The organism is Clavibacter sepedonicus (assembly GCF_000069225.1).
Lineage (GTDB): Bacteria > Actinomycetota > Actinomycetes > Actinomycetales > Microbacteriaceae > Clavibacter > Clavibacter sepedonicus.
Window position 1 is genome coordinate 660,023 of sequence record NC_010407.1, and the last position, 25,256, is coordinate 685,278.

21 protein-coding genes are annotated in these 25,256 nt (G+C 71.7%); 10 read left to right on the plus strand and 11 right to left on the minus strand.

Going from position 1 to position 25,256, the window contains the following annotated elements; all coding sequences use genetic code 11:
* Positions 1 to 14: 14 nt before the first annotated feature.
* The 5 genes from CMS_RS03125 to rfbB form a co-directional block, all read right to left on the minus strand.
* Positions 15 to 1,154: a glycosyltransferase family 4 protein gene (locus tag CMS_RS03125; RefSeq protein WP_012298059.1), complete on the minus strand. Its 1,140-nt coding sequence runs from the start codon at positions 1,152 to 1,154 to the stop codon at positions 15 to 17.
* Between the two features lie 91 nt (positions 1,155 to 1,245).
* On the minus strand, positions 1,246 to 1,992 hold the full coding sequence (locus tag CMS_RS03130) for an ABC transporter ATP-binding protein (RefSeq protein ID WP_041464355.1): 747 nt from the start codon (positions 1,990 to 1,992) through the stop codon (positions 1,246 to 1,248).
* On the minus strand, positions 1,976 to 2,845 hold the full coding sequence (locus CMS_RS03135; protein WP_012298061.1) for an ABC transporter permease: 870 nt from the start codon (positions 2,843 to 2,845) through the stop codon (positions 1,976 to 1,978). The genes CMS_RS03130 and CMS_RS03135 overlap by 17 nt, the downstream gene beginning before the upstream one ends.
* A 95-nt stretch (positions 2,846 to 2,940) precedes the next feature.
* Positions 2,941 to 3,795 (minus strand): dTDP-4-dehydrorhamnose reductase, encoded by an 855-nt coding sequence (gene rfbD / locus CMS_RS03140; RefSeq protein ID WP_012298062.1) that lies wholly within the window; start codon positions 3,793 to 3,795, stop codon positions 2,941 to 2,943.
* Positions 3,792 to 4,781 carry a dTDP-glucose 4,6-dehydratase gene (rfbB, locus tag CMS_RS03145; protein WP_012298063.1) on the minus strand — a complete coding sequence of 330 codons (990 nt, stop codon included), beginning with the start codon at positions 4,779 to 4,781 and terminating at the stop codon, positions 3,792 to 3,794. Before rfbB ends, rfbD begins: the two co-directional genes overlap by 4 nt.
* A gap of 177 nt (positions 4,782 to 4,958) precedes the next feature.
* Between rfbB and CMS_RS03150 the strand changes: the two genes are divergently transcribed.
* The 3 genes from CMS_RS03150 to rfbA are packed head-to-tail and all read left to right on the plus strand — an operon-like array spanning position 4,959 to position 6,909.
* Positions 4,959 to 5,411 carry a GtrA family protein gene (locus tag CMS_RS03150; protein WP_012298064.1) on the plus strand — a complete coding sequence of 151 codons (453 nt, stop codon included), beginning with the start codon at positions 4,959 to 4,961 and terminating at the stop codon, positions 5,409 to 5,411.
* A 25-nt stretch (positions 5,412 to 5,436) separates the two neighbouring features.
* On the plus strand, positions 5,437 to 6,042 hold the full coding sequence (locus CMS_RS03155) for a dTDP-4-dehydrorhamnose 3,5-epimerase family protein (protein WP_012298065.1): 606 nt from the start codon (positions 5,437 to 5,439) through the stop codon (positions 6,040 to 6,042).
* Between the two features lie 3 nt (positions 6,043 to 6,045).
* A complete protein-coding gene (gene rfbA / locus CMS_RS03160) occupies positions 6,046 to 6,909 on the plus strand; it encodes a glucose-1-phosphate thymidylyltransferase RfbA (RefSeq protein WP_012298066.1) in 864 nt (287 codons plus the stop codon).
* Positions 6,910 to 6,954: 45 nt separating this feature from the next.
* On the opposite strand, the gene CMS_RS03165 is transcribed toward rfbA, so the two are convergent.
* Positions 6,955 to 7,791, minus strand: coding sequence for a glycosyltransferase family 2 protein (locus tag CMS_RS03165; RefSeq protein WP_231692854.1), 837 nt, complete (start codon positions 7,789 to 7,791; stop codon positions 6,955 to 6,957).
* Positions 7,792 to 8,101: 310 nt separating this feature from the next.
* Between CMS_RS03165 and CMS_RS03170 the strand changes: the two genes are divergently transcribed.
* Positions 8,102 to 10,318 (plus strand): glycosyltransferase family protein, encoded by a 2,217-nt coding sequence (locus tag CMS_RS03170; protein ID WP_133064110.1) that lies wholly within the window; start codon positions 8,102 to 8,104, stop codon positions 10,316 to 10,318.
* Positions 10,315 to 11,277: a glycosyltransferase gene (locus CMS_RS03175; RefSeq protein ID WP_012298069.1), complete on the plus strand. Its 963-nt coding sequence runs from the start codon at positions 10,315 to 10,317 to the stop codon at positions 11,275 to 11,277. Before CMS_RS03170 ends, CMS_RS03175 begins: the two co-directional genes overlap by 4 nt.
* Positions 11,278 to 11,319: 42 nt before the next feature.
* Here the strand turns inward: CMS_RS03175 and CMS_RS03180 are convergent, their stop codons facing one another.
* Both CMS_RS03180 and CMS_RS03185 read right to left on the minus strand, forming a co-directional pair.
* Complete coding sequence (locus CMS_RS03180; protein WP_012298070.1) at positions 11,320 to 12,318, minus strand: glycosyltransferase family 2 protein; 999 nt, start codon at positions 12,316 to 12,318, stop codon at positions 11,320 to 11,322.
* Between the two features lie 91 nt (positions 12,319 to 12,409).
* Positions 12,410 to 14,170 carry a hypothetical protein gene (locus CMS_RS03185; RefSeq protein ID WP_041464357.1) on the minus strand — a complete coding sequence of 587 codons (1,761 nt, stop codon included), beginning with the start codon at positions 14,168 to 14,170 and terminating at the stop codon, positions 12,410 to 12,412.
* Between the two features lie 263 nt (positions 14,171 to 14,433).
* On the opposite strand from CMS_RS03185, the gene CMS_RS03190 reads away from it, so the two are divergent.
* The 5 genes from CMS_RS03190 to CMS_RS03210 all read left to right on the plus strand — a co-directional run bounded on the left by CMS_RS03190 (position 14,434) and on the right by CMS_RS03210 (position 21,113).
* Positions 14,434 to 15,282, plus strand: coding sequence for a glycosyltransferase (locus CMS_RS03190; RefSeq protein WP_012298072.1), 849 nt, complete (start codon positions 14,434 to 14,436; stop codon positions 15,280 to 15,282).
* 67 nt (positions 15,283 to 15,349) lie between these two features.
* Complete coding sequence (gene glf / locus CMS_RS03195) at positions 15,350 to 16,513, plus strand: UDP-galactopyranose mutase (protein ID WP_012298073.1); 1,164 nt, start codon at positions 15,350 to 15,352, stop codon at positions 16,511 to 16,513.
* Entirely contained in the window at positions 16,513 to 18,531 is a 2,019-nt protein-coding gene (locus tag CMS_RS03200) for a glycosyltransferase (protein ID WP_012298074.1), read from the plus strand. The genes glf and CMS_RS03200 overlap by 1 nt, the downstream gene beginning before the upstream one ends.
* Positions 18,532 to 18,666: 135 nt before the next feature.
* Positions 18,667 to 20,505, plus strand: coding sequence for a hypothetical protein (locus CMS_RS03205; protein WP_049791887.1), 1,839 nt, complete (start codon positions 18,667 to 18,669; stop codon positions 20,503 to 20,505).
* Between the two features lie 137 nt (positions 20,506 to 20,642).
* Positions 20,643 to 21,113 (plus strand): GtrA family protein, encoded by a 471-nt coding sequence (locus CMS_RS03210; RefSeq protein ID WP_012298076.1) that lies wholly within the window; start codon positions 20,643 to 20,645, stop codon positions 21,111 to 21,113.
* A gap of 36 nt (positions 21,114 to 21,149) precedes the next feature.
* Here CMS_RS03210 and CMS_RS03215 read toward each other — a convergent pair whose 3' ends face one another.
* The 3 genes from CMS_RS03215 to CMS_RS03225 all read right to left on the minus strand — a co-directional run bounded on the left by CMS_RS03215 (position 21,150) and on the right by CMS_RS03225 (position 25,217).
* Complete coding sequence (locus CMS_RS03215) at positions 21,150 to 22,442, minus strand: O-antigen ligase family protein (RefSeq protein ID WP_012298077.1); 1,293 nt, start codon at positions 22,440 to 22,442, stop codon at positions 21,150 to 21,152.
* 48 nt (positions 22,443 to 22,490) lie between these two features.
* Entirely contained in the window at positions 22,491 to 23,939 is a 1,449-nt protein-coding gene (locus CMS_RS03220; protein WP_223842711.1) for an O-antigen ligase family protein, read from the minus strand.
* Between the two features lie 99 nt (positions 23,940 to 24,038).
* On the minus strand, positions 24,039 to 25,217 hold the full coding sequence (locus CMS_RS03225; RefSeq protein WP_012298079.1) for an acyl-CoA dehydrogenase family protein: 1,179 nt from the start codon (positions 25,215 to 25,217) through the stop codon (positions 24,039 to 24,041).
* Between the last annotated feature and the right edge of the window lie 39 nt (positions 25,218 to 25,256).

Consider the following 25,256-nt stretch of genomic DNA (forward strand, 5'->3'; position numbering starts at 1 on the left):
CTCCGGCGCCCGGCCTACAGGTCGGCGTGCAGCTGCCAGACCTTCTCGGCGGCGTCGCGCCAGCTGAACGCGCGGGCGCGATCCTGCCCGACGACCGCGAGGCGCTCGCGCGCGGCCGTGTCGGACAGGAGGCCGCCGATGGCCTCGGCGAGGCGCAGAGGGTAGCCGTCGGGATCCTCGCGCGGCACCACGACGCCCGCGTCGGCCGCGACCTCGAGGAGGGCCGGCGCGTCCGAGTGCACGACGGGCGTGCCGAAGGACAGCGCCTCCACGACCGGCAGGCCGAAGCCCTCCGAGAGGCTCGGGTGCACGAAGACCGTGGCGCGGTCGAGGGCGACGGCCAGGTCGGCGTCGGTGAGGGATCCCAGGCTCCGCACGCGCGACGGGTCGACGCCCGCCTCGTCCGCCACCTGCGCGAGCTCGACGTCGCCCCACGTGGCGGGCCCGACGATGAGGAGTGGCAGGTCGCCGGTCTCGGGCCGGACCAGCGCCTGCACGAGCGCCTGGACGCCCTTGCGCGGCTCGAGGCTCCCGACGGTGAGCAGGTAGTCGGCAGGCAGGTCCAGCTCGGCCGCACGGGCGGCCGGGTCCTCGGGCAGGGCGATGCGCGGGCTCACGGCCCCGCCGATCACCCGCACGCGGTCGCCCAGGTCGACGTACCGCGCGAGCTCATCGGCCAGCGCGTGCGACGGCACGACCACGGCGTCGGCGTGCTTGCGGGCGCGCTTGGCCATGGCCTTCGTCCAGGAGACGGACGCGCTCGTCATGCTCTCGGGGTGCGTCCACGCGTTGACGTCGTGGATGGTGGCGACGATCTGGTCGTTCGTGTTCACGCGGTCGTGGCGGCGCAGCGGCGCGAGGAGGCCGGGGGCGTGGACCATGCCGGTCGTGCCGGGCGTCGGGAGGCCGAGCTGCCAGGCGCGGGAGAGCTCGCGGCGGGGGAGCGGGACGCGCGTGATGCGGGCGAGCCCGGGCAGGCGCTCCTCGAGGTCGGCCGTCTGCTCGGGCGTGATCGCGGAGACGACGCCCTCGACCTCGCAGCCGCTCGGCGTCGTCGCGACGATCGCGCTCGTCAGGTCCTCGGCGTAGCGGCCGATGCCGCCGGGCGTGGGGCCGGTCAGCTGGTCGATGATCACGCGCAGCGTGGTGGTCACGGTCCTCCATCGCGCGGGTGTCGGGTCGGCCCGCGGGAGGACCATCGTACCGGCGCTCGCCCGCGGGATCCGGGAGGAGCGCCCGGCGGGGTCAGCCCTGGCGCATCCGCTCGACCGCGTCCTTCGACGGCCCGTCGAACGCGACCCTGCCCGACTGGATGAGGATCCCGCGCTCGCACAGGTCCGACACCATGTCGAGGTCGTGGCTCACGACCACGAGCGTCTTGCCCTGGTCATGCAGCTCCCGGATCTTCGCGAGGCACTTGCGCTGGAACGGCTCGTCGCCCACCGAGAGGATCTCGTCCACCAGCAGGATGTCGACCTCGGTGTGGATCGCGACGGAGAACGCGAGGCGCAGGAACATGCCCGAGGAGTAGTGCTTGACCTCGGTGTCGATGAACTTCTCGATCTCGCTGAACTCGACGATCTGGTCGAAGCGCGCGTCGATCTCGTGCTGGTCCATGCCGAGGATCGCGGCGTTGAGGTAGATGTTCTCGCGGCCCGAGAGGTCGGGGTGGAAGCCCGCGCCCACCTCGATGAGCCCGGCGATGCGCCCGCGGGCGAGCACGTCGCCGCTGTCGGGCTGGTAGACGCCCGAGATGAGCTTGAGCAGCGTCGACTTGCCGGATCCGTTGAATCCCATGAGCGCGACGGACTCGCCGGGCCGCACCTCGAAGCTCACGTCCTCCAGCGCGTTGAACGTCGAGGCGAGCGGCTTCCGGCGGACGGCCGCGATGACCGTCTCCTTGATGGAGTGCGTGTGGCGGAGGAGGAACGACTTGCGCACGTTCTCCACGATGATGCGCGGGAGCGCGTCCGACTCAGAGGTCCTGGGCAAAGCGCCCCTCCAGCTTCTTGAAGACGAGCTGCCCGAGCAGGAGGCTCAGGAGCGAGACGCCGAGGGCGATGAACCCGTACACCCAGAGGTTCGGCGGCAGCTCGCCGCTGCCGCCCGTGGTGGGGTACCAGAACGCGGCGTGGAACAGCTCGACCGCCGCGGTGACGGGGTTGAGCTGGTAGATCACGAGCAGCCAGTCCGGCAGCACCTTGGCGACCTGGGCGTAGGGGTAGAGCACGGGCGAGGCCCAGACGACGACCATGACGATCAGCTCGACGAAGTTCTGCGAGTCGCGGAACGACACGTTGGCCGCGCCGAAGAGCATGCCCAGGCCGATGGCCAGCGTGCCGATGATGGCGACCGCGAGGAAGATGCCGAGCACCTGCACGGGGGTGGGCGCCCAGCCGACGAGGAGGCAGACGACCAGCAGGATCACGAGCTGCGGCAGGAAGTTGACCAGCGCCACGAACGTGCTCGACACCGGGAACAGCTCGCGCGGCAGGTAGATCTTCTTGATCAGGGCCCCGTTGTCCACGAGCGACTTCGTGGAGTTCGAGAACGCCTCCGTGTAGAAGTTGATGAGGATGATGCCCGAGAACAGGTAGACGGGGTAGTTGACCTGGTTGCGGTTCAGCTGGAGGAACACCCCCATCGCCACGAAGAAGACGGCGAACTGGGCCGCCGGCTTCACGTACGACCAGAGCCAGCCGAGGACGGACCCGCGGTACCTGACCTGCACCTCCTTCTTCACGAGGAGGGAGAGGAGGTAGCGGCGGCGGTACACGTCCAGGAGCCCCGCGCCCGTGCCGGGCCTCGAGAACTCCCGGGACTGGGTGCTCGTCATGCTCGACACGTGATGGTGCCCTTCGTAACTGCGTGGGGCCCGCGCGGGGAGCGGAGCGGGAGCGGCTGGGGTGTCCGGGATCGGACCGGACACGAGTGTAACCGTCAGCGTGCCCGGAGGACGCCGTGCCCGGCGGCGTCGGACAGGGCCTCGCGCCAGTCGCGCAGGGGCGCCAGGCCGACGCGGCCCCAGGCGTCGTGCCCGAGCATCGAGTAGGCGGGGCGCGGGGCCGGCCGCACGAAGGAGGCGCTGTCGGTGGGGCGGACGCGCTCGGGATCCAGTCCCGCCTCCGCGAAGACGGCCTGCGCGAGCCCGAACCAGGTCGTCTCGCCGGTGGCCGTGCCGTGGAAGACGCCCGCGGGCGCCCCGGCGTCGACGAGCTCCACGATGCGCGCCGCGAGGTCGACCGTCCAGGTGGGCTGGCCGCGCTGGTCGTCGACCACGGAGACCGTGTCGTGCGACGCGGCGAGCCGCAGCATCGTCGACGGGAAGGAGGGGCCGCCTGCGCCGTACAGCCACGCGGTGCGCACGATGCTCGCGCCGTCGGGGTGTCCGTCGAGCACGAGCCGCTCGCCCTCGGCCTTGGTGCGGCCGTAGGCGGACACCGGCGCGTGCGGGGCATCCTCGGGATAGGGGGTGGTCGCCGATCCGTCGAAGACGTAGTCGGTGGAGACGTGCACGATGCGGGCGCCCGCCTCCGCGGCGGCGCGCGCGAGCACGCCGGCGCCGGTCGCGTTGATCGCGCGGGCCTCGTCCTCGTGCTCCTCGGCCGCGTCCACCGCCGTGTACGCGGCGAGGTTGACGACCACGTCGTGCCCGGCGACGGCCGCGCGGACGGCGGCCTCGTCGGTGATGTCGAGCTCGGCGCGCGCGGGCGCCGTCACGTCGTGGGCGGCGAGGGCCGGGACGAGGTCTTGGCCGAGCATGCCGCGGCCGCCCGTGACGAGGATCCGGCTCACGCGGGTAGCTCGGCGCGCGCCTTCAGCGGCTCCCACCACGCGCGGTTGTCGCGGTACCACTGCACCACGTCGGCGAGGCCCTCGGCGAACGGCACCTGCGGCGCGTAGCCGAGCTCGCGCTGGATCTTGGAGATGTCGACCGAGTAGCGCAGGTCGTGGCCCTTGCGGTCCTCGACGCGGTCGACGTACGACCAGTCGCGGCCGGTGGCGTCGAGGAGCAGCTGCGTGAGCTCGCGGTTGGTGAGCTCGGTGCCGCCGCCGATGTTGTAGATCTCGCCGGGCGCGCCCTGCACGAGCACGAGCGCGATGCCGCGGCAGTGGTCGTCGACGTGCAGCCAGTCGCGGATGTTGAGGCCCTCGCCGTAGAGCGGCACGTGCTTGTCGTCGATGAGGTTCGTGACGAAGAGCGGGATGACCTTCTCGGGGAAGTGGTACGGCCCGTAGTTGTTCGAGCAGCGCGTGATGGACACGTTCAGCCCGTGCGTGCGGTGGTACGAGCGGGCGAGCAGGTCGCTGCCGGCCTTCGACGCGGAGTAGGGCGAGTTCGGCTCGAGCGGCCGCTCCTCGTCCCACGAGCCCTCGGCGATGGATCCGTAGACCTCGTCGGTGGAGACGTGGACGAAGCGCTTGAGGTCGTGGCGGAGCGCGGCGTCGAGGAGCTTCTGCGTGCCGAGCACGTTGGTCTCGACGAAGATGCTCGCGTCGCGCACGGAGCGGTCGACGTGGCTCTCGGCCGCGAAGTGCACGACCGCGTCGACCTGCGGGATCCACTCGTCGAGCACGGCGTCGTCGCGGATGTCGCCCTGGACGAACGTGTAGCGCGGCGAGTCGCTGACGGGCGCGAGGTTCTCGAGGTTGCCGGAGTAGGTCAGCGCGTCGAGCACGACGACGTCCGCGCCCTCGAGCCCGGCGTAGTGGTCCTGGAGCGCGTGGCGCACGAAGTTGGAGCCGATGAAGCCGGCGCCGCCGGTCACGAGGATCCTCATGGGGGTACGTCCTGTCGTCGAGACGCCGGGCGGGTGGCCGACGTCGGGGGAGAGTCCGCTGCCGTAGGGGCGGACCGCCTGCGAGTGTACCGGCGGCGGCCCGCGCGGCCACGTCCCCGTGCGGGGGAGGGGCGATCCGCGCGGGGGATCCCGAGGAGAGGCGGGCAGGATGCGGGGATGGCCGCCTCCCGGATCCGCGCGCTCCTCCGCGACGAGCGCGTGGCGTTCCTCCTCGTCGGCGGGTTCAACACCGCCTTCGCGTTCCTCCTGTTCGCGGGGCTCGCCGCGACGGCCGGTCGTGCGCTGGACGACGCCGGCCATCCGGTCGCCGGCAGCCTCGTGCCCCTCGCCGGCAGCTACGCGGTCGCCATCCTCGTGGCGTTCCTCCTCTACCGGCGGTTCGTCTTCCGCGTGCGCGGCCACGTGCTGCGCGACCTGGCGCGGTTCGTCTCGGTGTACGCCGTGTCGATCACGCTGAACGCCGTCTCGCTCCCGCTGCTCGTCTCGTTCGGCGTCGAGCGCCTGGTCGCGCAGGCGCTCATCGTGGTGGCGATCACCGTCATCAGCTACGTCGGGCACCGCTGGTTCTCGTTCCGCAGGCCGCCCGGCGAAGGCCGGGCCGGTCGCTGACGGGCCCGTTGCTAGACTCCGACCCGTGCAGATCCGCGAACTCGCCGTACCCGACGCGTACGAGCTCACCCCCATCCAGCGCACGGACGACCGGGGCGTGTTCCTCGAGTGGTACCGGTTCGACGAGATCCAGGAGGCGGTCGGCCACCCGCTCGACCTCCGCCAGGCCAACATGAGCGTGTCCAGGCGCGGTGTCGTCCGCGGCGTGCACTTCGCCGACGTGCCGCGCGGCCAGGCCAAGCACGTGAAGGCCGTCTCCGGCGCCGTGCTCGACTTCATCGTGGACATCCGCGTCGGGTCCCCGACCTTCGGCCAGTGGGACAGCGTGCGGCTCAACACCGAGACGCACAAGGCCGTCTACATCTCCGAGGGCCTCGGCCATTGCTTCGTCGCTCTCACCGACGACGCGGCCGTCACCTACCTCGTGAGCGACGTCTACAACCCCGGCGCCGAGCACGGCATCACGCCGCTCGACCCCGAGCTCGGCCTCGTCTTCCCCGAGGAGGCCGGCGAGCCGCTCCTCTCCCCGAAGGACCTCGAGGCGCCGACGCTCGCCGAGGCGGCGGCCGCCGGCCTCCTCCCCACCTGGTCGGACATGCGCGCCTTCCACGACGCGCAGAAGGTGAGCTGACCCATGAAGGGCATCATCCTGGCCGGCGGATCCGGCACCCGGCTCTGGCCGATCACGAAGGGCATCAGCAAGCAGCTGATGCCGATCTACGACAAGCCGATGATCTACTACCCCCTGTCGACGCTGATGATGGCGGACATCCGCGAGGTGCTCATCATCACGACCCCCGAGTACAACGACCAGTTCCGGGCCCTGCTCGGCGACGGCTCGCACCTCGGCATGCGCATCGAGTACGCCGTGCAGCCCTCGCCCGACGGCCTCGCGCAGGCCTTCGTCATCGGCGAGGAGTTCATCGGCGACGACTCGGTCGCGCTCGTCCTCGGCGACAACATCTTCCACGGCGCGGGCCTCGGCACGAGCCTCAGGAAGAACACCGAAATCGACGGCGCGCTGATCTTCGCGTACCACGTGGCGGATCCCACGGCCTACGGGGTCGTCGAGTTCGACGAGGACTTCACGGCCGTCTCCATCGAGGAGAAGCCCGCGAAGCCGAAGAGCGCGTACGCCGTGCCCGGCCTCTACTTCTTCGACAACGACGTGGTCGAGATCGCGAAAGGCATCCAGCCGAGCGAGCGCGGCGAGCTCGAGATCACGGCCGTCAACGACCACTACCTCCAGGCCGGTCGTCTCCGCGTCCAGGTGCTCGACCGCGGCACCGCATGGCTCGACACCGGCACGTTCGAGAGCATGATGCAGGCCTCCGAGTACGTGAAGGTCATCGAGGACCGCCAGGGGTTCAAGATCGGCTGCATCGAGGAGATCGCCTACCGCGCCGGCTGGATCGACCGGGACGCCCTCGAGGAGCTCGCGCGACCGCTCATCAAGAGCGGCTACGGGCGCTACCTCGTCACGCTGCTCGACTCCTAGGGCGCCCATCGGCCGGGCGCGTCCCGAGGGTCGTGCCCGGCGTGATCAGCGCACCTCGGAGCGCGACATGCGCCGACCGAGGTAGAGGTACACGAGCCGGCGGGAGAGCGCCTTGGCGCGGGCCATCGCGTCGCCCAGACGGACGTCGGCCCGGGACACCACGCCGGGGTGCTCGTCGAGCACCCAGTGATGGAAGCCCGCGGCGGCGCTGGCCTGCTCACCCGCGAGGCGCACGCTCCACTGCGAGTCGGAGATCCGGAACCCCGCGAGGGCCTTCGGGCCGACCGACGCGAAGTCGCCGCGGAGCAGCACCTTCGCGTAGGTGGTCTCGTCGATGAGGTAGGGCCAGCGCGAGTCCCACCAACCCACGGCCTCGAGGTCGGCTCGGCGCATGAGCACGCAGCCCGGCTCGCCGAAGATGTTGGTGCCCGAGCGGACGGTGCGGCGGACGGCCGCGGCGCCGGAGATGGCGATGCGGGATCCGGAGACGCCGTGGTCGCGCACGATCGGACGGCTGTCGGCGTCGACGATGTCCCGCGGGGACGCGACGAGCACGACCGACGGCGACGCGTCGAGCTCGGCCACCTGCCGCTCCAGGATGGTGGGGTAGAGGAGGTCGTCGCCGCAGACCAGCTTGATCAGCTCGCCGCGGGCCTCCTGGCTCACGCGGTTCCAGTTGCGGAGCGCGCCGCCGCCCGCGTCGGTGCGGAGCAGACGGACGCGCGGCTCGTCGGCGTAGCGGTGCATGACGTCCCAGGTGCCGTCGGTGGACGCGTGGTCCGCGATCACGACCTCGAAGTCGGTGAACGTCTGCGCCAACACGGAGTCCACCGTCTCGGCGAGGTAGTCGGCGTTATTGTAGGCGGGGATGACGATGGACACGCGAGGTGCGGACACGGTGGCTCCGGATCTGATGGGGGCTGTCGGCCGCGTCCCGTCGGCTCCGCGAGGGGGTCGCCGGGTCGCGGCAGCGGGAGGCGACGACCATCGTCTCACGCTGCTCCTCGGGCATGCACGAGGGACATCCGCGGCCCCCGGTGCGTGTCCCGGACGGAGGGCGGCGAACGTATACCCTGAGGAGGCTTCCGAGCGCCCGGGGTGAGACCGTCCGCCCCGCACAGCTCCGGGAACGTCCGTCGGAGCGTGACCGCCGGTCCGAGCGGGCGCCAACGTGTGGAGGAATCAGCTGAACGTGTCGAAGAGAGTCGTGTGGCCCCTGGTGGTCGTGGTCGGGGTCCTGGTGGGCGCCGTCATCCCCCTGCTCGTGGAACCCGGCTACTACTTCGTGGACGACAGCCAATCCGGCCTCTTCGGGCAGTGGTACGAGATCGGCAACCGCGTGCTCGCCGGCCAGTGGGCGCTCGTGGTGCCGCAGGTGTGGCAGTCGGGGAACTACCTGGCGGAGGGGGCGTGGGGGCTGTTCAGCCCGGTCCTCTGGCTCATCGGCGTCGGCTCCCACCAGCTCGCCGACGCCGCGCTCTACGTCACCCTGGTCAAGCTCGTCTTCCTGGTCGTGGCCGGGCTGGGCGCGCAGCTCCTCGCCCGCACCTTCGGCATCCCGAGGTCGTGGGCCGCCGTGACCGGCATAGCCGCCCCGCTCGCGGGATTCACCTTGTACATGGACGCGCCGTCCTGGGCCAACGGGCTGATGGCCTACTGCCTCTGGCCGCTCGCGTGGGCCCTGGCCCGACGCACCGTCCTGCTCGGCCGATCCGCCGTCCCCGCCGTGCTCGTGGGCGCGACGCTCATCGGCTTCAGCTACGCCGCCGCCACGATCTTCCTCGGGCTCGTCCTCGGCTCCACGCTGTTCGAGGCGTGGCGCCTGAAGAGACCGGGGATGGTCCTGCGGGCGTTCTGGCTGTCGGTCTCGCTGGGATCCTTCGCCGTCGTCGTCCACCTACCGGGCCTCCTCACCGCACCGGTCACGGGTCGGACGGACGGCATCATCAACACCGGCCTCCTGACCGTCAACCTCAGCGGCCTCTTCACGTCGAGCACCCCGGTGGGCAGCCCGCAGATCTACATCTTCGACCGGTACTTCCCGCTCGTGCCCATGCTCTACATCGCGTGGTTCCTGCCCCTCCTGGCGTTCGTGGACTGGGCGGCGCTCATGCGCCTGCTCCGTTCGCGGACGCGGCGCGGCATCGTGGTCGTGCTGGTCGCCGCGACCATCGGCGTGCTGCTGCCCAGCGACTTCGCGGTGTTCCGCTTCCCGGTGCGCATGATGCCGTACCTCACGCTCGCGGTGCTCCTCATCACCGCGCTCGCCCTGAGCCGGGCGCGGATCGCGCGCCTGTCGAGGCGGCGGGTCCTCTTCGCGGTCGGCTTCGTCCTCGCCAGCTCGGCCCTGACCGACAGCCAGACGCCCGCGTACTGGAAGGTCATCGTGCTCGCGGGGCTCGCGTCCGTAGCCGGGGTCCTCCTCGCCGCGCACGTCATCCACCGGAGGCAGGGACCCGCGGCGGCGTCCGCGTCCGCTCCCATCTCGAGGGACGGCGTCACCCGCTCGCTCGCCGTGCTCGCCATCGCCGGGACGCTGCTCTTCCTGATCCCGCAGCACGTCGCCCACCCCAGCTCGCCGCTCCGGAACTACGACGTCCCGGCGGACGTCGCCGACTACCAGCGGCAGCTGGCGGGAGCGGAGGGGGACGTGCTCGTCATCGGGACCGTCGCGGATGACGCGGCGGAGCGGAAGCAGTGGGCCGACACTCTCGTCGCCAACCTCTGGTACGTCAACCCGGCGAACGTGCAGAACGCCTACTCGTCCGTCTACTTCCCCGCCTACCAGGACACGCTCTGCATGGCCTACAACGGGTACACCTGCTACCAGCTCTTCTCGCGTCTCTTCACCGTGGAGCCTCAGACGGGTGAGCAGTACGTCGACCTGCTGTCCGTCAGCTCCATCCAGCTCATCAAGGAGTCCTTCCCGACGGACGCCGACTGGTCGCGGGTGCCGGACGGCTGGCACGTCGCCTCGGACACGTCCCTGACCCGGCTCCTCGTCCGGGACGAGCCGCTGCCGACCGCGGGTGGCGTCGTGTGGGAGTCCGACGGCACGCGCGTGACCGAGGTCGACAGGGACGACTCCGGGGTGCGTTTCCGCGTCGACGCGGTCCCGTCGGACGGGGGCTCGGTCGCGCTCAGCCGCATCCCCTGGCCCGGCTACGCGGCTTCGGAGGGCGAGGTCGAGAAGCGGCCCATCGCCGGCTTCCTCACCCGCGTCGACCTCGACGGGGTCCGACCCGGCGACGTCGTGGATGTGACGTTCCGCAGCCCCGGTTGGCAGGTGCAGTCCGTCGCCGGGCTCCTCGTCCTGATCGGCCTCGGCGTGATCGAGGTCCACCGCTTCCGCGGCCGTTGCCGCCGCAGTGCCTCGACATCCTCGCGACCGGCCGGGGTGCGCGCGTGACCGTCGCTCCGCCGCGCGTGGTCGCCGTGGTCGTCGCCTACAACCGCCGCGAGCTGGTGATGGAGACCCTCGGCGCCCTGGGCAGGCAGAGCCGGCAGCCGGATGCGGTCGTCGTGGTGGACAACGCGTCGACGGACGGATCCGCTGACGCGGTCGCCGCCGCGTTCCCCGACGCGAACCTGACGCGGCTCGCCCGCAACACAGGCGGTGCCGGCGGGTTCGCCGTGGGCATCGAGCGTGCCCTGCATGCGCACGAGGCCGACCTTGTGTGGCTCATGGACGACGACACGGTCCCGGATCCAGGCGCTCTGGCCGCTCTGCTGCGCGCGCGAGCCCAGGCGCCCGCGCGAACGGTCGTCCTCGCGTCGGCGGTCCGTTGGGTCGACGGACGTCCCCATCCCATGAACACGCCGCGGACCCGACCCTCGGCGGGCCGCCGCGAGCGCGAGCGCGCCGCCGCCCACGGGTGCGTCCCGGTGCGCTCGGCGTCGTTCGTCTCGTTCATGGTCGAGGCCGACGCGGTCCGCAGGCACGGCCTCCCCGTCGCCGACTACTTCCTGTGGAACGACGACTTCGAGTACAGCACCCGCCTGCTCCGTCGCGGACGAGGGCACCTCGTCGTCGACAGCACGGTGGAGCACCGCACGCGCACGTTCGGTTCGACGGACGTGGATCCGGGCGCGCGCTTCTACTTCGAGGTCCGCAACAAGGTGTGGCTGCTGACGCGCAGTCGCGCGCTCTCTCCCGTGGAGCGGGTCCTGTATGCCGGCGCCGCGACGCGGTCGTGGGCGCGCACCTTCCTCCGCTCATCCGACCGGGCGGTGCTCGCCGACGGGCTGCGGCGGGGCCTCCGGGACGGCTTCGCCTCGGGGCCGCGGGAGTCGGCGGCAGTGCTGGCGGACCTCGGCGGGATCACCGAAGGCGTCGCGCGCCTGGAGCGGGGTGCGGGCCGGGCCTGACGGCGCCGGGCCGCGTCCCGACCTGCTGTCGCCCGACGGGGATCACACCTCCGGGCGGAGCGGATCGACGGCGACCGTCTTCTGGATCGGCCGGGCGCCGTGGTGCGTGTCGATCAGGTACAGCGGCCGGTTCTGCACTTCGTCGTAGACCCGCCCCAGATAGCTGCCGAGCACGCTCAGCATGATGATCTGCACGCCGCCCACGAACAGGATGGCGATGACCGTGAACGTCCAGCCCGGCACCGTGTTCTCGGGCGCCACGAGCCGGCTGATCAGCACGTAGACGACCAGGAGCGCGCTGATGGCCGAGACGATCCACCCCACGAGCTGGATGAGCTTGAGCGGGAAGGTCGAGAACCCGAGGATGCCGTCGGCGGCGAACTTGAGCATCTTCCGGAGCGGATACCCGGTCTCGCCGGAATGGCGCTCGTCGCGGTCGAACTGGACGCTCGTCTGCCGGAACCCCACGTAGGAGACCATGCCGCGCAGGAAGCGGTTGCGCTCGGGGAAGCGGCGGATCGCGTCGATCACCTTGCGGTCGATGAGGCGGAAGTCGCCCGTGTTGCGGGGGATCTCGATCTCGGCGACGAGCTGCAGCACCCGGTAGAACGCGTCCGCCGTCACCTTCTTGAAGAACGTGTCCTTGCGGGTCCGCCTCTGCGCGTAGACCACGTTGTAGCCCTCCCGCCACGTGCGGATGAGCTCGACGGCGACGCGGGGAGGGTCCTGCAGGTCCGTGTCCATGATGATCGCTGCGTCACCACGGGCGTGGTCCAGTCCAGCCGTCACGGCGATCTGGTGGCCGAAGTTGCGGGAGAAGTCGATGACCTGCACCCGGTCGTCCGTCGCGGCGATGGCGAGGAGCTTCTGGAGCGTGTCGTCGCGGGAGCCGTCGTTGACGTAGATCAGCTCCATGTCGAGGTCCAGGTCGGCGCCCTCGATCGTCTCGACGAGCGTCCGATAGAAGACGTCGACGCTACCCGCCTCGTTGTAGGACGGGAGGATGAAGCTGACGAGCGGTCGGACGGGGGTGGCATTCACAGGCTGTTCAATCCTCGGATCTCGGTCTCGGGGTCGTGCTCTCGCGGGCGAGCGGGAGGAGCGTGGACGAGCTTATCCACCGGCCCGGGCATCAGCCGCCGATGCGGTACAGCACCGCGCGTGCGCCCGTCACGTCGTCGTAGACGGCGGCGGCGACCTCGGTGAGCCCGGGGTCGGAGGCGGGCGAGGGGCCGGTCGTGCAGGAGGAGTCCGCCACCAGCCAGGCGACGCCGGCGACGCGGGCTGCGTCGACGTCGACCTGGCCGTCCGCGGCGGAGGTCCGCACCGCGTCGACGGCGTCGCGGTCGGCAGGCCACGCCATGCCCAGGTTGTAGTGGGCGACGGAGCGTCCCGAGTCGACCTTCACGATCTGCGGATCGAGGCACGGCCCGGCGACGATCGAGCCGTCCGTCGCGCCCGCGGTGACCTCGGCGATCGCGCGGTCCAGCGGCTCGGCGAAGGTGATCTGCCGGAGCTCGCGTCCGGCGGAGAAGAACCGCCCCCAGTCGAGCGCGCTCGTGGCGCCGACGGCGACGACGAGCGCGGCGCAGGACGCGACCAGCACGCGGGTCCGCCGAGGCGCGCGCGCGGGGCCGGTCGACTCCCCGTGCGCCGCCTCGGCGTCCGTGGTCCCAGCCCGGAGGGTCCGTACGGCCACGTCGAGGAGGACCGGCACGATCGTCACCGCGATGAGCAGGAACGAGTCGATCCACAGCCGGTAGGGCTCCTGGTTCGCGCGCCACAGGTCGTTGGTCGACGTGATCGCCCAGGCGAGCATCGCGCCGCCCGCGTACGCGGTCCACACCGTGCGCCGTGCGCGGATCCCCGCCACGAGGATCACGACGAGCGGGACGATGAGGGCGGCCCCGGCGATCGGCCCGAGCGGGAGGTCGACGCCGAGGTCCTTGCTCGACGCGACGCGGTACGAGAGGAACGGATCGCCCGCCGCCGAGGCCAGGACGGTCGTGACGATCTGCGGGAGCGTCGCGGCGAGCGCGGCGCCCATCGGGATCAGGGCGAGGCCGCGGGTGCGGCCGATGGTGGCGAGGAGTCCCGGCACCGTCGGCAGGAGGCCGACCACGAACGCCGGGAGCGGTCCGACCGCTCCGGCGACCACGACGGCCAGCCCGAGCGACACGGGGACCAGGGCCGCCGAGAGGGCGAGGAGCCGACGACGCGGGCGCTCGAGCACGGCGTAGGCCGCGACCACGTAGAAGGAGAGGAACACGGTGGCGAGGAACGAGTAGACGTGCACGTTGAGCAGGCCGCCGACGACGACCGCGACGACGGTCATCGCGACGAGGCGCGCGCGACGCGACGAGCCGCGGAGGAAGGGCACGAGCCCCCCGAGGAACGCGATGCCCGCGACGGAGAGCGCCGCGGCCTCGCCGTTGAGGGTGAACAGCACCCCGAACGGGCCCCACAGGACCGCGTGCGAGCTCATCTGCCAGAACCACTGACCGGGGCCCTGCGTCCACGCGAACGTCCCGAGCAGCAGCGGCACGAAGCCGAGCGCGCCGGTCCACGCGCGGCCGGTGACGCGGATGCACGCGATGGCGATGGCCGCGACGAGCCCGGCCTGCAGGATGGTCCCGACGACGTTCCAGGCCTCGACGGGTCCGAGGCCCGTGAGGTGGGCGGATGCGCCCAGGACGAGGTAGTAGAGGTGCGGGTACGTGTTCCTGCCGGTCTCGGTGAACGGCTCGACGGACGCGAAGTCGCCGCGGGCGAAGTTCACCACCATGGAGAGGTACGACAGCTGGTCGTAGACGAAGTAGTCGCGGAACGAGGCCACGACGCTGCCCGTGCGGTGCACGAGCATGCCCACCTGCGTCACGAGGAAGAGGAGCACGGCGAGCGCGATGGCGATGGCCGACGTCAGTGGTCCTGCCGGCTTCCTCCGGTCGATCCGGGCGGGGGGCGTCGGGGGAGGGCACGGGCGCCGATGCTATCAGCCGGGTCCTCCGGGACGCCTGGCCCGGCCGGTCCGCCCCGAGGGTCCCGGTGCTCCACCCCGCCCCCGGCTACACTTGGCGGCTCGACCCCCGTCGCCCTGACGGCAGGGTCCGCCCATCCACCGGACGTGACGCTGCCGCGGCAGCAGAGGGGACGCGCATGCCCACCGAGGCCTTCTCGCTCCTCCTCCCCGTGTACCGGGGCGATCGTCCCGAGTTCCTCCGGAGGGCGTTCCGCAGCAGCGTCGACGACCAGACCCTGCGGCCCGACGAGGTCGTCGTCGTCCGCGACGGCCCGGTGTCCGCGGAGCTCGCGCGCACCATGGCGGAGCTCGCGGAGGCGTCGCCCGTCCCCGTCGTCACGGTCGAGCTCGCCCGCAACATGGGACTCGCCTACGCGCTCGAGCGCGGGCTCGAGGCCTGCGCGCACGACGTCGTCGCCCGCATGGACGCCGACGACATCAGCCTCCCCGAGCGGTTCGCGCGCCAGCTGGAGCTCATCTCGAGCGGCCTCGACCTCGTCGGCACCGGCATGTACGAGTTCGCGGACGAGGTCGGCACCATCGCCGGGCGCCGCACCCCGCCGGTCGGCGCCGACGCCATCTCCCGCTACGCGCGCTTCCACGACCCGTTCAACCACCCCACTGTCGTGTACCGGCGCCAGGCGGTGAAGCGCGCGGGCGGGTACCTCCCGCTGGGGCTGATGGAGGACTACTACCTCTTCGCCCGCATGATCCAGTCGGGCGCGCGCGTGGAGAACCTCGCGGATCCGCTCGTCATGTACCGCGTGAGCGCCGGCGCCTACGCCCGCCGCGGCGGCGTGGCCCAGCTGCGCGCCGAGCTCCGCCTCCAGCGGGAGTTCCGCCGTCGCCGGTTCACGTCGCTCGCGCAGGCCCTGCGCAACGTGCTGGTCCGCGGCAGCTACCGCCTCATCCCCGAGGCCGTGCGCCGCGGGCTGTACCGTCGCCTGATCACGCGCGACCGGACGGCCCCGCGGGCCCGCGCCTGATCCCCCGTTACCCTTGACCCGTCCCGTCGAGCGCCCGTCGGGCGCCACCCCAGCAAAGGAATGTGCCATGAGCCCTGATCTCGTAGTGGTCGGGTCCGGTTTCTTCGGACTCACGATCGCGGAGCGCGTCGCCGAGGAGCTGGGCCTCAAGGTCCTCGTCATCGACCGCCGCGACCACATCGGCGGCAACGCGTACAGCGAGAAGGACCCGGAGACCGGCATCGAGGTGCACCGCTACGGCGCGCACCTGTTCCACACGTCGAACGAGACGGTGTGGGAGTACGTCAACCGCTTCACGGACTTCACGCCCTACGTGCACCGCGTCTACACGGAGCACGAGGGGGAGGTCTTCCCGCTGCCGATCAACCTCGGCACCATCAACCAGTTCTTCCGCTCCGCGCACGGCCCCCAGGCAGCCCGCGAGCTCATCGCCGAGCAGGCGTCCGAGCTCGACGCCGGCGAGGCGCGGAACCTCGAGGGGAAGGGCATCTCCCTCATCGGGCGCCCGCTCTACGAGGCGTTCATCCGCGACTACACGGCGAAGCAGTGGCAGACGGATCCCACGGACCTGCCGGCCGAGGTCATCAGCCGCCTCCCCGTGCGCTACACGTACGACAACCGCTACTTCAACGACACGCATGAGGGCCTCCCCGTCGAGGGGTACACCGCGTGGCTCGAGCGCATGGCCGACCACCCGAACATCGAGGTCCGCCTCGAGACCGACTTCTTCGACGAGACCCAGGAGGTCAACCGGGCCTCCGTCGTGGGAAAGGTGCCCGTCGTCTACACGGGCGCCATCGACCGCTACTTCGACTACTCGGAGGGCGCGCTGTCGTGGCGCACGCTCGACTTCGAGCGCGAGGTGCTCCCGGTCGGCGACTTCCAGGGCACGCCCGTGATGAACTACGCGGATGCCGACGTGCCGTTCACGCGCATCCACGAGTTCCGGCACTTCCACCCGGAGCGCGACGCCCCAGCGGACAAGACGGTCATCATGCGCGAGTACTCGCGCTTCGCCGAGGGCGAGGACGAGCCGTACTACCCGGTCAACACGGCCGCCGACCGCGAGGGCCTGCTCAAGTACCGCGAGCTCGCCAAGCAGGAGGAGGGCGTCTTCTTCGGCGGCCGCCTCGGCACGTACCAGTACCTCGACATGCACATGGCGATCGGGGCGGCGCTCTCGATGTACGAGAACAAGCTCAAGCCCGTGCTCGCGAAGGACGCCTCCTGATGGCCGCCGACCTCGCGGGCGCACCCGCCGAGCTCGACCTCATCCAGCGCGTCATCCTGCCGTCCGAGCACGACCCGGACATCGTCCCGCTGTACGTCGACGCGGACTACTGGACGAGCATCCCCGTCGCGCCCGAGAAGCGCCGGCGCTCGCCGCTGCGCGTGGTCGACGCCGACACGCACAACGCCGTCGTCCGCCTCAGCGACATGGGCATCATCAGCGCGATCCGCGGCGACCGCGGCTTCCAGGTGCCCCACCGACGCAAGGTGTCGTTCGGCACGTACTTCAACGCGTTCCCCGCCTCCTACTGGCGCGCGAGCACCACGCTCGACGGCGTCGTGCTCGAGGTCGAGACCCAAGGCGAGGGCCAGGTCATCGTCTACCGCTCGAACGCGCGCGGCGTGATCCAGAAGGTCGACGGCGCGTCCGTTACCGGGTCCACCACCTCCCGCTTCGAGCTCCCGTTCACGTTCTTCGCGGATGGCGGCTGGTACTGGTTCGACCTGATGGGCGAGGAGGCCGACTTCGCGCTCGTCGAGGCCGGCTGGTACGCCCCCGCCGGCACCGCGCCCACGGTGGGCGCCGCGGGCTCCGTCAGCATCGCCATCACGACGCTCAACCGTGCCGAGTACTGCGTGAAGCTCCTCACCGACATCGGCGAGAAGCCGGACGTGGCGGCGCTCCTCGATCACGTGTACGTCACCGACCAGGGCACCCAGAAGGTCGCCGACCAGCCCGCCTTCCCGCGGGCGCAGGAGCTGCTCGGCGCGAAGCTCCGCGTCATCGACCAGGCCAACCTCGGCGGATCCGGAGGCTTCTCCCGTGGCATGTACGAGACGCTCAAGGAGGGCGCGAGCGACTACGTCCTCGTCATGGACGACGACATCACGCTCGAGCCGGAGAGCATCCGCCGTGCCGTGAAGTTCGCGGACTACGCGCGGACGCCCACCATCGTCGGCGGCCACATGTTCGACATGTACGACAAGAGCAAGCTCCACGCGTACGCCGAGGGCTTCGACATGTGGAACTTCATGTGGGGTCCCGTCACGCCCACGCGCCACGACTTCAGCGCGTCGAACCTCCGCCAGACCCGGTGGATGCACCGCCGCGTCGACGCCGAGTACAACGGCTGGTGGATGTGCCTCATCCCCGTCTCGACGATCAAGCAGGTCGGCCTGTCGCTGCCCGTCTTCATCAAGTGGGACGACGCCGAGTACGCGCTGCGGGCGAAGGAGGTCGGCGTGCCGACCGTCACGCTCCCGGGAGCCGCCGTCTGGCACGTGTCCTGGGTCGACAAGGACGACTCGCAGGACTGGCAGGCGTTCTTCCACGCGCGCAACCGCCTCATCGCGGCGCTGCTGCACTCGCCCTACGAGCGCGGGGGCCGGTTCCTCACGGCCAACCTCGCCACGGACGTCCGGCACCTGGTCTCGATGCAGTACTTCGCGCTCGCCGCACGCCATGAGGCGTACCGCAACATCCTCCGCGGGCCGCGCGGCCTGCACCAGGACATGGTGACGCGCCTGGCCCGCACCCGGGAGCTGGCGAAGGGCTTCACGGACGGCGTCCCCATCAAGGACCGCGCCGCCCTGCCCGAGATCGTCGCGCCGGACAAGCCGCAGCGTCGGCGCGGGGGAGGCGCCCCCTCGGGCATCGCCCGCATCGTGTGGCTCGCCCGCACGGTGGCGCGCCACGCGTTCGCCCCGCTCAGCCCGGCCGCGACGCGCGGCCCAGAGGCGCACCTCGCGTTCGAGGACGCCCGCTGGTGGGTCGTCCCCTCGTTCGACAGCGTGCTCGTCTCCAACGCGGAAGGGTCGGCGGCGCTCCTGCACCGTCGCGACCCGGTGCTGTTCCGCCGCATGCTCTGGACGAGCATCGTCCTCCGCTGGCGGATCCTCGCCCGGTGGCCGCAGCTCAAGGCTGCGTACCGCGCGGCCTTGCCGACGGTCACGAGCCCCGAGTCCTGGGCCCGGACCTTCGGCGTCGACCAGCCGACGACCTCGCGCCGCAAGGGGTAGGCATCTTCCGACCCGGCATCCGGTGAACGTCGAGGGGCGTCCGATCCGCACCACGGTGCGGCGGATGCCTCCTCGTGTGTGAGAATCGCATCTCATGGCACGGGGACGCAGGGGGATCTTTTGTTGGACAACGGGGTGGACCACGTCCGGCGTGCTCGCCGACGATCGCGGCTGATCGCCTGCCTGGCCGTCTGGGCCGTCGCGCTCGGCGTCGGTCTCGTCGGCACGGGCACGATCGGCGGCCCCGCCGAGCCCGCGCAGGCGGCGTCGGGTGCCGACTTCGACCCCGGCATGATCATCAGCGACGCCAAGTTCTACGACGGCGACGCGATGTCGCAGGGCGACATCCAGTCCTTCCTGCGGGCGCGCGTCCCGAGCTGCGCCTCCGGCTACGTGTGCCTCAAGGACTACGTGGAGAACACGCCCGCGCGCTCCGCGGACAGCCGCTGCTCGAGCCTCCAGGCGTCGCGCCTCAGCGGAGCAGACATCGTCTACTGGGTCGGCCGCGCGTGCGGGGTCAGCCAGGCCGCGCTCCTGGTGCTCCTCGAGAAGGAGCAGGGCCTCGTCACCGACAGCACGCCCACCGACCGCCAGTTCCGCAGCGCCACGGGCTACGGCTGCCCGGACACGGCCGCGTGCGACTCCCTCTACTACGGCTTCTTCAACCAGGTCTACAACGCGGCGCACCAGTTCAAGGTGTACCAGTCCACGCCGACCCGCTGGAACTACCAGGCCGGGCGCAGCAACCGCATCCTCTGGCACCCGAACGCGGACTGCGGATCCTCGCAGGTCACCATCCGCAACCAGGCCACAGCCGGCCTCTACATCTACACGCCCTACCAGCCCAACGCGGCGGCGCTGCGGAATCTCTACGGCACCGGCGACTCCTGTTCCTCGTACGGCAACCGCAACTTCTGGCGCCTCTACACCAACTGGTTCGGCAGCACGAGCGACGGACCCGCGTCCTCCTTCGTGAAGACGGCGACGGACGACACCGTCTACCTCGTGAGCGGCGGACAGAAGCACCAGGTCCCCGACTTCGGGGTCTACCAGTCCCTCGACGCCCTCGGCGGGATCAGCACGGTCCCGCGCTCCTACCTCGACGCGCTCGGCACCGGAATCGCCGCGTCCGAGCTGGTGCGCGACCCCTCGTCGGGCGCCGTCGCCCTCGTGCAGGCCGACCGTCGGCACCGCTTCGCCTCGTGCGACCTCGTCGCCTCCTACGGGTACGGATGCGGGGACGCCGTCAACCTCGACCCCGGCCAGCTGCAGGCGCTGCCGGACGCGGGCGAGATGAGCGCCTTCTTCGTCCTCCCGGGCAGCCCCGTCACCTACCTGCTCAGCGGAGGGGTCAAGTACCCGGTCTCCACGTGGGCCGCCGTGCTCGGCCTCAACGGGGGACGCTCGCCCTTCGTCGCCACCATGCGGGCGCCGGTGGGAGCCAGGTACACCACGGGTCACGCGGCGCTGCAGCCGGGCACCCTGGCGAAGGCCTCCAACAGCGCGGACGTCTTCCTGGTGGACGGGCTGGACCGCAAGATCCGCGTACCCGACTTCGCCGTCACCGCCGAGCTCGGCCTCGGGCGGTCCTTCGCGACCGTCGCTCCCGCCACGATGGACGGGTATCCGCGTGCGGCCGCCGACCTGTCGCTGCTCGTCCGCTGCGCCGGCGTCACCTCGCTCGCCACGCAGGGGAACGTCGTCGCGCTGTCGTCGCCGGGGTCGACCGGCCTCGCCGTCACCGACCTCGCGTCCACCACGTGCGCCGCGCTCGACCCCACGGGCCGGGCGGTGAGCGGGCCCGTATTCGTCAAGAGCAGCACGTCGGACACGGTGTCGCTCCTCCAGGGCGGGCAGGCACGGCCGGTCGCCACCTGGGACAGGCTCGTCGCCATCGCGGGCACCTCGACGCCCCCCATCACGGTCCTGGGGCCGCCGGCACTCGCGCGCATCCCCGTCGGCGCCGCAGCGTGACGCGCGTCGGCTGACACCGCGGGTCCGGCTGCCCGACCGGGCGGCCAGGCTCCACCGGATACAGTGGGGCCGCACCGGACGACCACGGCGCGGCCCACCGGCCGGCCCCTCGAGCGCCCGGCGCGGCGAGGAGACACATGGACCAGCACGCGCACGACGTCGAGGCCCCCCGCGAGCAGACTGCCCCTCCGGGCGTCCTGCTCCGGCTGATCAAGGACGAGCGCATCGCGTTCCTGCTGGTCGGCGGCTTCAACACCGTGCTCGGGACGGCCTGGTTCGCGCTCTTCTACCTGCTGTGGGGCCACCTGATCCCGTACCCCGTCGTCCTGATCATCGCGTGGGCGGTGCAGCTGCCGGTCTCGTTCACCCTGCACCGCAAGCTCGTCTTCAAGGTGAGCGGCAACCTGCTGCCGGACTTCTCCCGCTACACGCTGGTGAACCTCGTGCCGCTGTTCGCCAACATGCTGCTGCTGCCGCTGGTGGTGGAGACGACGCCGCTCGAGCCCATCGTCGCGCAGATCCTCGTCACCATCGTGATCACCGTGGCCACCTACACGGGCCACAAGTTCTTCTCGTTCCGCCGACCGCGCGACGAGGCGGTCCGCTGATCCCGCGGCCGCCGACGCGCGGCCGCGCTCGGGGCGTCACCCGGGACGGTGCTGCTCCGGCAGCCCGTGCCGCCAGCTGCGGCCCTGCGCGGCCTTGACGGCGCAGATCACGAGCAGCACCCAGCCCCACTCCACGATCGTGACGCTCTCGGCGAGCGACGCGACCACGAGGACCACGAGCACCAGCGGGGTCCAGACGTAGCCGACGCCGCGCTTCGTCGTGGTCAGCACCCAGGACCGCCCGAGCGCGAGGGCGCAGAAGGCGGCGAACAGCGCCAGCCCGACGAGACCCGCCTGCAGGTAGAGGTCGAGGTAGGCGTTGCGGCCCGTCTCCTGCGCACCACGGCTCACGAGGTCGAGGGCCGTGTACGGGTACGCGTCGCGACGCCAGAAGCCGACGAAGCCCCAGCCCTCGATGGTGTTGAGGTCGATGAGGCGCAGCATCTCCCGCCAGAGCGCCACGCGCTGGAGGTAGTCGGGCCGTGCCTGCAGCACCTGCAGCACGGGGGAGCGGAACGCCACGACCAGCACCGCGACGACCGCCGCGAGCACGAGGACCGCGCTGTTCGCCAGGGGCCGCGCCTGCCGCGCGAGGTGCCGGAGGCCGAGCATCGCGAGCGCGGCGACGGCGAGCACGAGGAACGTGCCGAGGACCACCGACGACCGCGTGAGCGACGCCACGAGGAGCGCGACGACCAGGGAGAAGACGCCGCGGCCGCGGGAGACGGATCGGGTCGAGAGCTCCACGGCGAAGGTCACGGCGGCGACCAGGGCCACGATCCCCAGGGCGTTGCGCTCGCCCAGCAGCCCCTGGATCGGGCCGAGGCGCTCGAGCGCGCCGCGGATCCCGAGGAACGGGATGGGGCCGTCGATGAGCAGCCCGGCGAGCACCTCCAGCGCGAGGGACGACACCAGCACCAGCCGCAGCACGTCCCCGGCCGCGCGCACGATCTGGATGAGGTCGCGGACGACGCCCACGTAGACCGCGAGGAACGCGGACGCCGCCAGGTGGAGCACGCCGCCGACGGCGTCCGGCTGGTACGCCGTCCAGAGGAGCGTCGCGGCGCACCATCCCACCAGGATGAGCAGGGAGATGGGGAGGAGGCCCCGCCACTCCCAGTCGCCGCGCTTGGCCGCGAGGGATCCCGCGGCCATCGCCACCAGGGCGGCCACGATCGCCACGAGCCCGGCCCAGCCCACGGTGGACCGGAGCGCGTGCGACAGGACCGCCGTGCCGAGGATGCAGTGGGTGAGCGCCGCGGAGAAGCGCGCCGACCCCAGGAGGTCGGGCAGGCGCTCGGGGAGCGGCAGTCGGGCGGGGTGGGTCATGCGCCGGTGGTCACGGGCGGTCGGCGGGGCACCTGGCGGCCGCGCGGATCAGGCGACGCGCGGGTCGACGGCGGCGGGTGCCGGGGCGGACGGGACGGGCGCGGGGGCGGGCAGCGCGGCACCCGACCGGGGGGACGGCGCGCCCGGAGCAGGCGCGACGGCCTCGGACGGGACCGGGCGCCGGCGGGAGGCCGCCGGCCCCGGCACGTCCTCGCGCGCGACCATGCCGGACTTCGTGACGATCGCGATGACGACGAGCAGGAGCCAGTTGCCCTCGTACAGCAGCCGGCTCTCCGCGAGGCTCTGCACGACCAGCGCGGTCATGAGCAGCAGCGGCGCGAGCGCGAGGGTGGAGTACGGCTCGACGCGGTCGCGGCGTTGCTGCGGGCGGTCGATGGCGGCCCACCAGGAGCGCACGTAGGTGGTGACGACGAAGCACGCGAAAGCGAGGAGACCGATCGCCCCCACCTGCAGCAGGACGTCGAGGTACGCGTCGTGGGCCTGCAGGTAGGTGACCCCGCTGCGCACGGCGAGCCCCTGGAACGGGTGCACCCAGGGCGCCCAGTAGCCGATCCATCCCCAGCCGACCACGGGGTGCTGCTGCGCGAGGCCGAGCACGGACTCCCAGATCTGGAACCGGCCCGTGAGGTCGGGGGAGCGGCCGAGGAGCTCGAAGACCTCGGCCGTGCGCGTGGCGACGATTCCCGCGCCCACCACCGCCGCCACGACGACGCCGCCCGCCAGCACGAGCCGACCGCGGATGCCGACGCGACGGGCGACGAGCGCGAGCACGGCCACGATGCCCGTCATCATCAGCGCGACGAGGACCGTGGAGCTGCCGGTGAGGGTCAGGGTGAGGAGGGCGACGAGGATCCAGAGCCCCGAGTCGCGGCGGCGGACCGTGCGTGCCGCGTACTGCAGCGAGAAGACGATGAGGCCGAGCAGCGCGACCATGGCGAGCAGGTTCGCGTTGCCGACGACGCCCTGGATCCGGCCGCCGCTGAGGATCTCCCCGCGGGTCCACGCGAACGCGGCGGGCGCCCGGGGCCCGTAGTCGGTGAAGAACGGCATGACCGGCCCGCGCACCACGACGGCGACGAACAGCTCGAAGGCGAGCGACAGCCCCAGGATGATGCGGAACGCGCGGCCGAGCCCCTGCACGATCTCCGACCACGACAGCAGCACGACGAGCGTCAGCGCGGCGATGGACGTCGACATCTGGATGAGGACGCCGAGCGCCGACTCCGGCCGGTACTGCGACCACGCGATGGAGAGCACGGCGATCCCCGTGAACGCGAGCAGCGGGATCGGCAGCACGCGCACGCGCGGCAGGGGCCGGGCTCGCATCAGCAGCGTGACGCAGGTGACCAGCACGGCGAGCGCGATGGCGCCGAAGCCCCACCAGCTGAGGCTGTCGCGCCACATGTCACCGGCGAACGTGGTGACGAGGACGAAGGTCGCGAAGCTCCGGAGGGCTCGGCGGCTGGCGGTGGGCATGCCCATCAGGGTATCCCGCCGGGCCCGCGTCCCGCCGCCGGGGCGGAGCGGAGGCGGCGGCGCCGGCATCGCCCGCGCGCCGGACGCCCCCGCTGCCCATCAGACGAAGGCCGCGTGTCCCGTGATCGCGCGGCCGACGATGAGCGTGTTCATCTCGCGGGTGCCCTCGTAGGAGTAGATGGCCTCGGCGTCGGCGAAGAAGCGGGCCACGTCGTAGTCGAGCACGATGCCGTTGCCGCCGAACGCCTCGCGGCACCAGGCGACGGTCTCGCGCATCCGGCTGGTGGCGTAGGCCTTGGCCAGGGCCGAGTGCTCGTCGGACTGCGTCCCCTCGTCGACCATCTCCGACGCGCGGGTCACCAGGCCGATGGACGCGGTGATGTTGCCGAGGCTGCGGACGAGGAGGTCCTGGATGAGCTGGTGCGCGCCGAGCGGCTTGCCGAACTGCACGCGCTCGCCCGTGTAGGCGACCGCCGCCTCGTAGGCGCCGATGGAGATCCCGATGGCGGCCCACGCCACCTCGGCGCGCGTGAGGCGCAGCACCGCGGCCGTGTCGGCGAAGGACGTGCCGTTCTGCAGGCGGTTCGCGTCCGGCACGATCACGCCGTCGAGCTCGATGTCGGCGTTCTGCACGATGCGCAGGGCCTGCTTGTCCTCGATCCGCGTGGCGCGGAAGCCGGGGGAGTCGTTCGGCACGAGGAAGCCCTTGACCTGGCCGTCGTCCGCGTCCTTGGCCCAGATGACGGTGACGTCGCTCACGGTGCCGTTGCCGATCCAGCGCTTGGATCCCGTGATGCTCCACTCGTCGCCGCGACGCGTGGCGATCGTGCGGAGGCCGCGGGCGGAGTCGGATCCGGAGAGCGGCTCGGTGAGCCCGAACGACCCGAGGATCTCGCCGGACGCGAACCGGGGCAGCCACTCGGCGCGCTGCTCGGGGGATCCGGCGACCGCGACGCTGCCCATCACGAGCCCGCTCTGCATGCCGACGAGGGTCGCGATGCTCGCGTCGACGCGGCCGAGCTCGAGCGCCGCCCAGCCGCGGTACACGGCCGAGTTCTCGAACGGGCGGGTCTCGGGGAACGGCATGCCGAAGAGGCCGCGCTCCGCGAGCCCGCCGACCACGTGCCGGGGGAACTCGGCGCGGGCCCAGAGGCCGTTGACGTGCGGCTTGACCTCGGCCTCGAGGTAGGCGCGCAGGTCGGCGAGGGACTCCTTCTCGCGCTCGCCGAGCCGGGACTCGTAGCCGTAGAAGTCGCCGATGAGGGGGGTGAGGGACACGATGCTCCATTGCGGTTCGTCGGCGCCCTCGGGGACGGG

Bases quoted from the DNA above. Each gene is read 5' to 3' on its own strand.
- rfbB (WP_012298063.1), bottom strand. From the start codon at position 4,781: ATGAGGATCCTCGTGACCGGCGGCGCCGGCTTCATCGGCTCCAACTTC.
- CMS_RS03150 (WP_012298064.1), top strand. From the start codon at position 4,959: ATGGCCGCCTCCCGGATCCGCGCGCTCCTCCGCGACGAGCGCGTGGCG.
- rfbA (WP_012298066.1), top strand. From the start codon at position 6,046: ATGAAGGGCATCATCCTGGCCGGCGGATCCGGCACCCGGCTCTGGCCG.
- CMS_RS03190 (WP_012298072.1), top strand. From the start codon at position 14,434: ATGCCCACCGAGGCCTTCTCGCTCCTCCTCCCCGTGTACCGGGGCGAT.
- glf (WP_012298073.1), top strand. From the start codon at position 15,350: ATGAGCCCTGATCTCGTAGTGGTCGGGTCCGGTTTCTTCGGACTCACG.
- CMS_RS03200 (WP_012298074.1), top strand. From the start codon at position 16,513: ATGGCCGCCGACCTCGCGGGCGCACCCGCCGAGCTCGACCTCATCCAG.
- CMS_RS03210 (WP_012298076.1), top strand. From the start codon at position 20,643: ATGGACCAGCACGCGCACGACGTCGAGGCCCCCCGCGAGCAGACTGCC.
- CMS_RS03215 (WP_012298077.1), bottom strand. From the start codon at position 22,442: ATGACCCACCCCGCCCGACTGCCGCTCCCCGAGCGCCTGCCCGACCTC.
- CMS_RS03220 (WP_223842711.1), bottom strand. From the start codon at position 23,939: ATGCCCACCGCCAGCCGCCGAGCCCTCCGGAGCTTCGCGACCTTCGTC.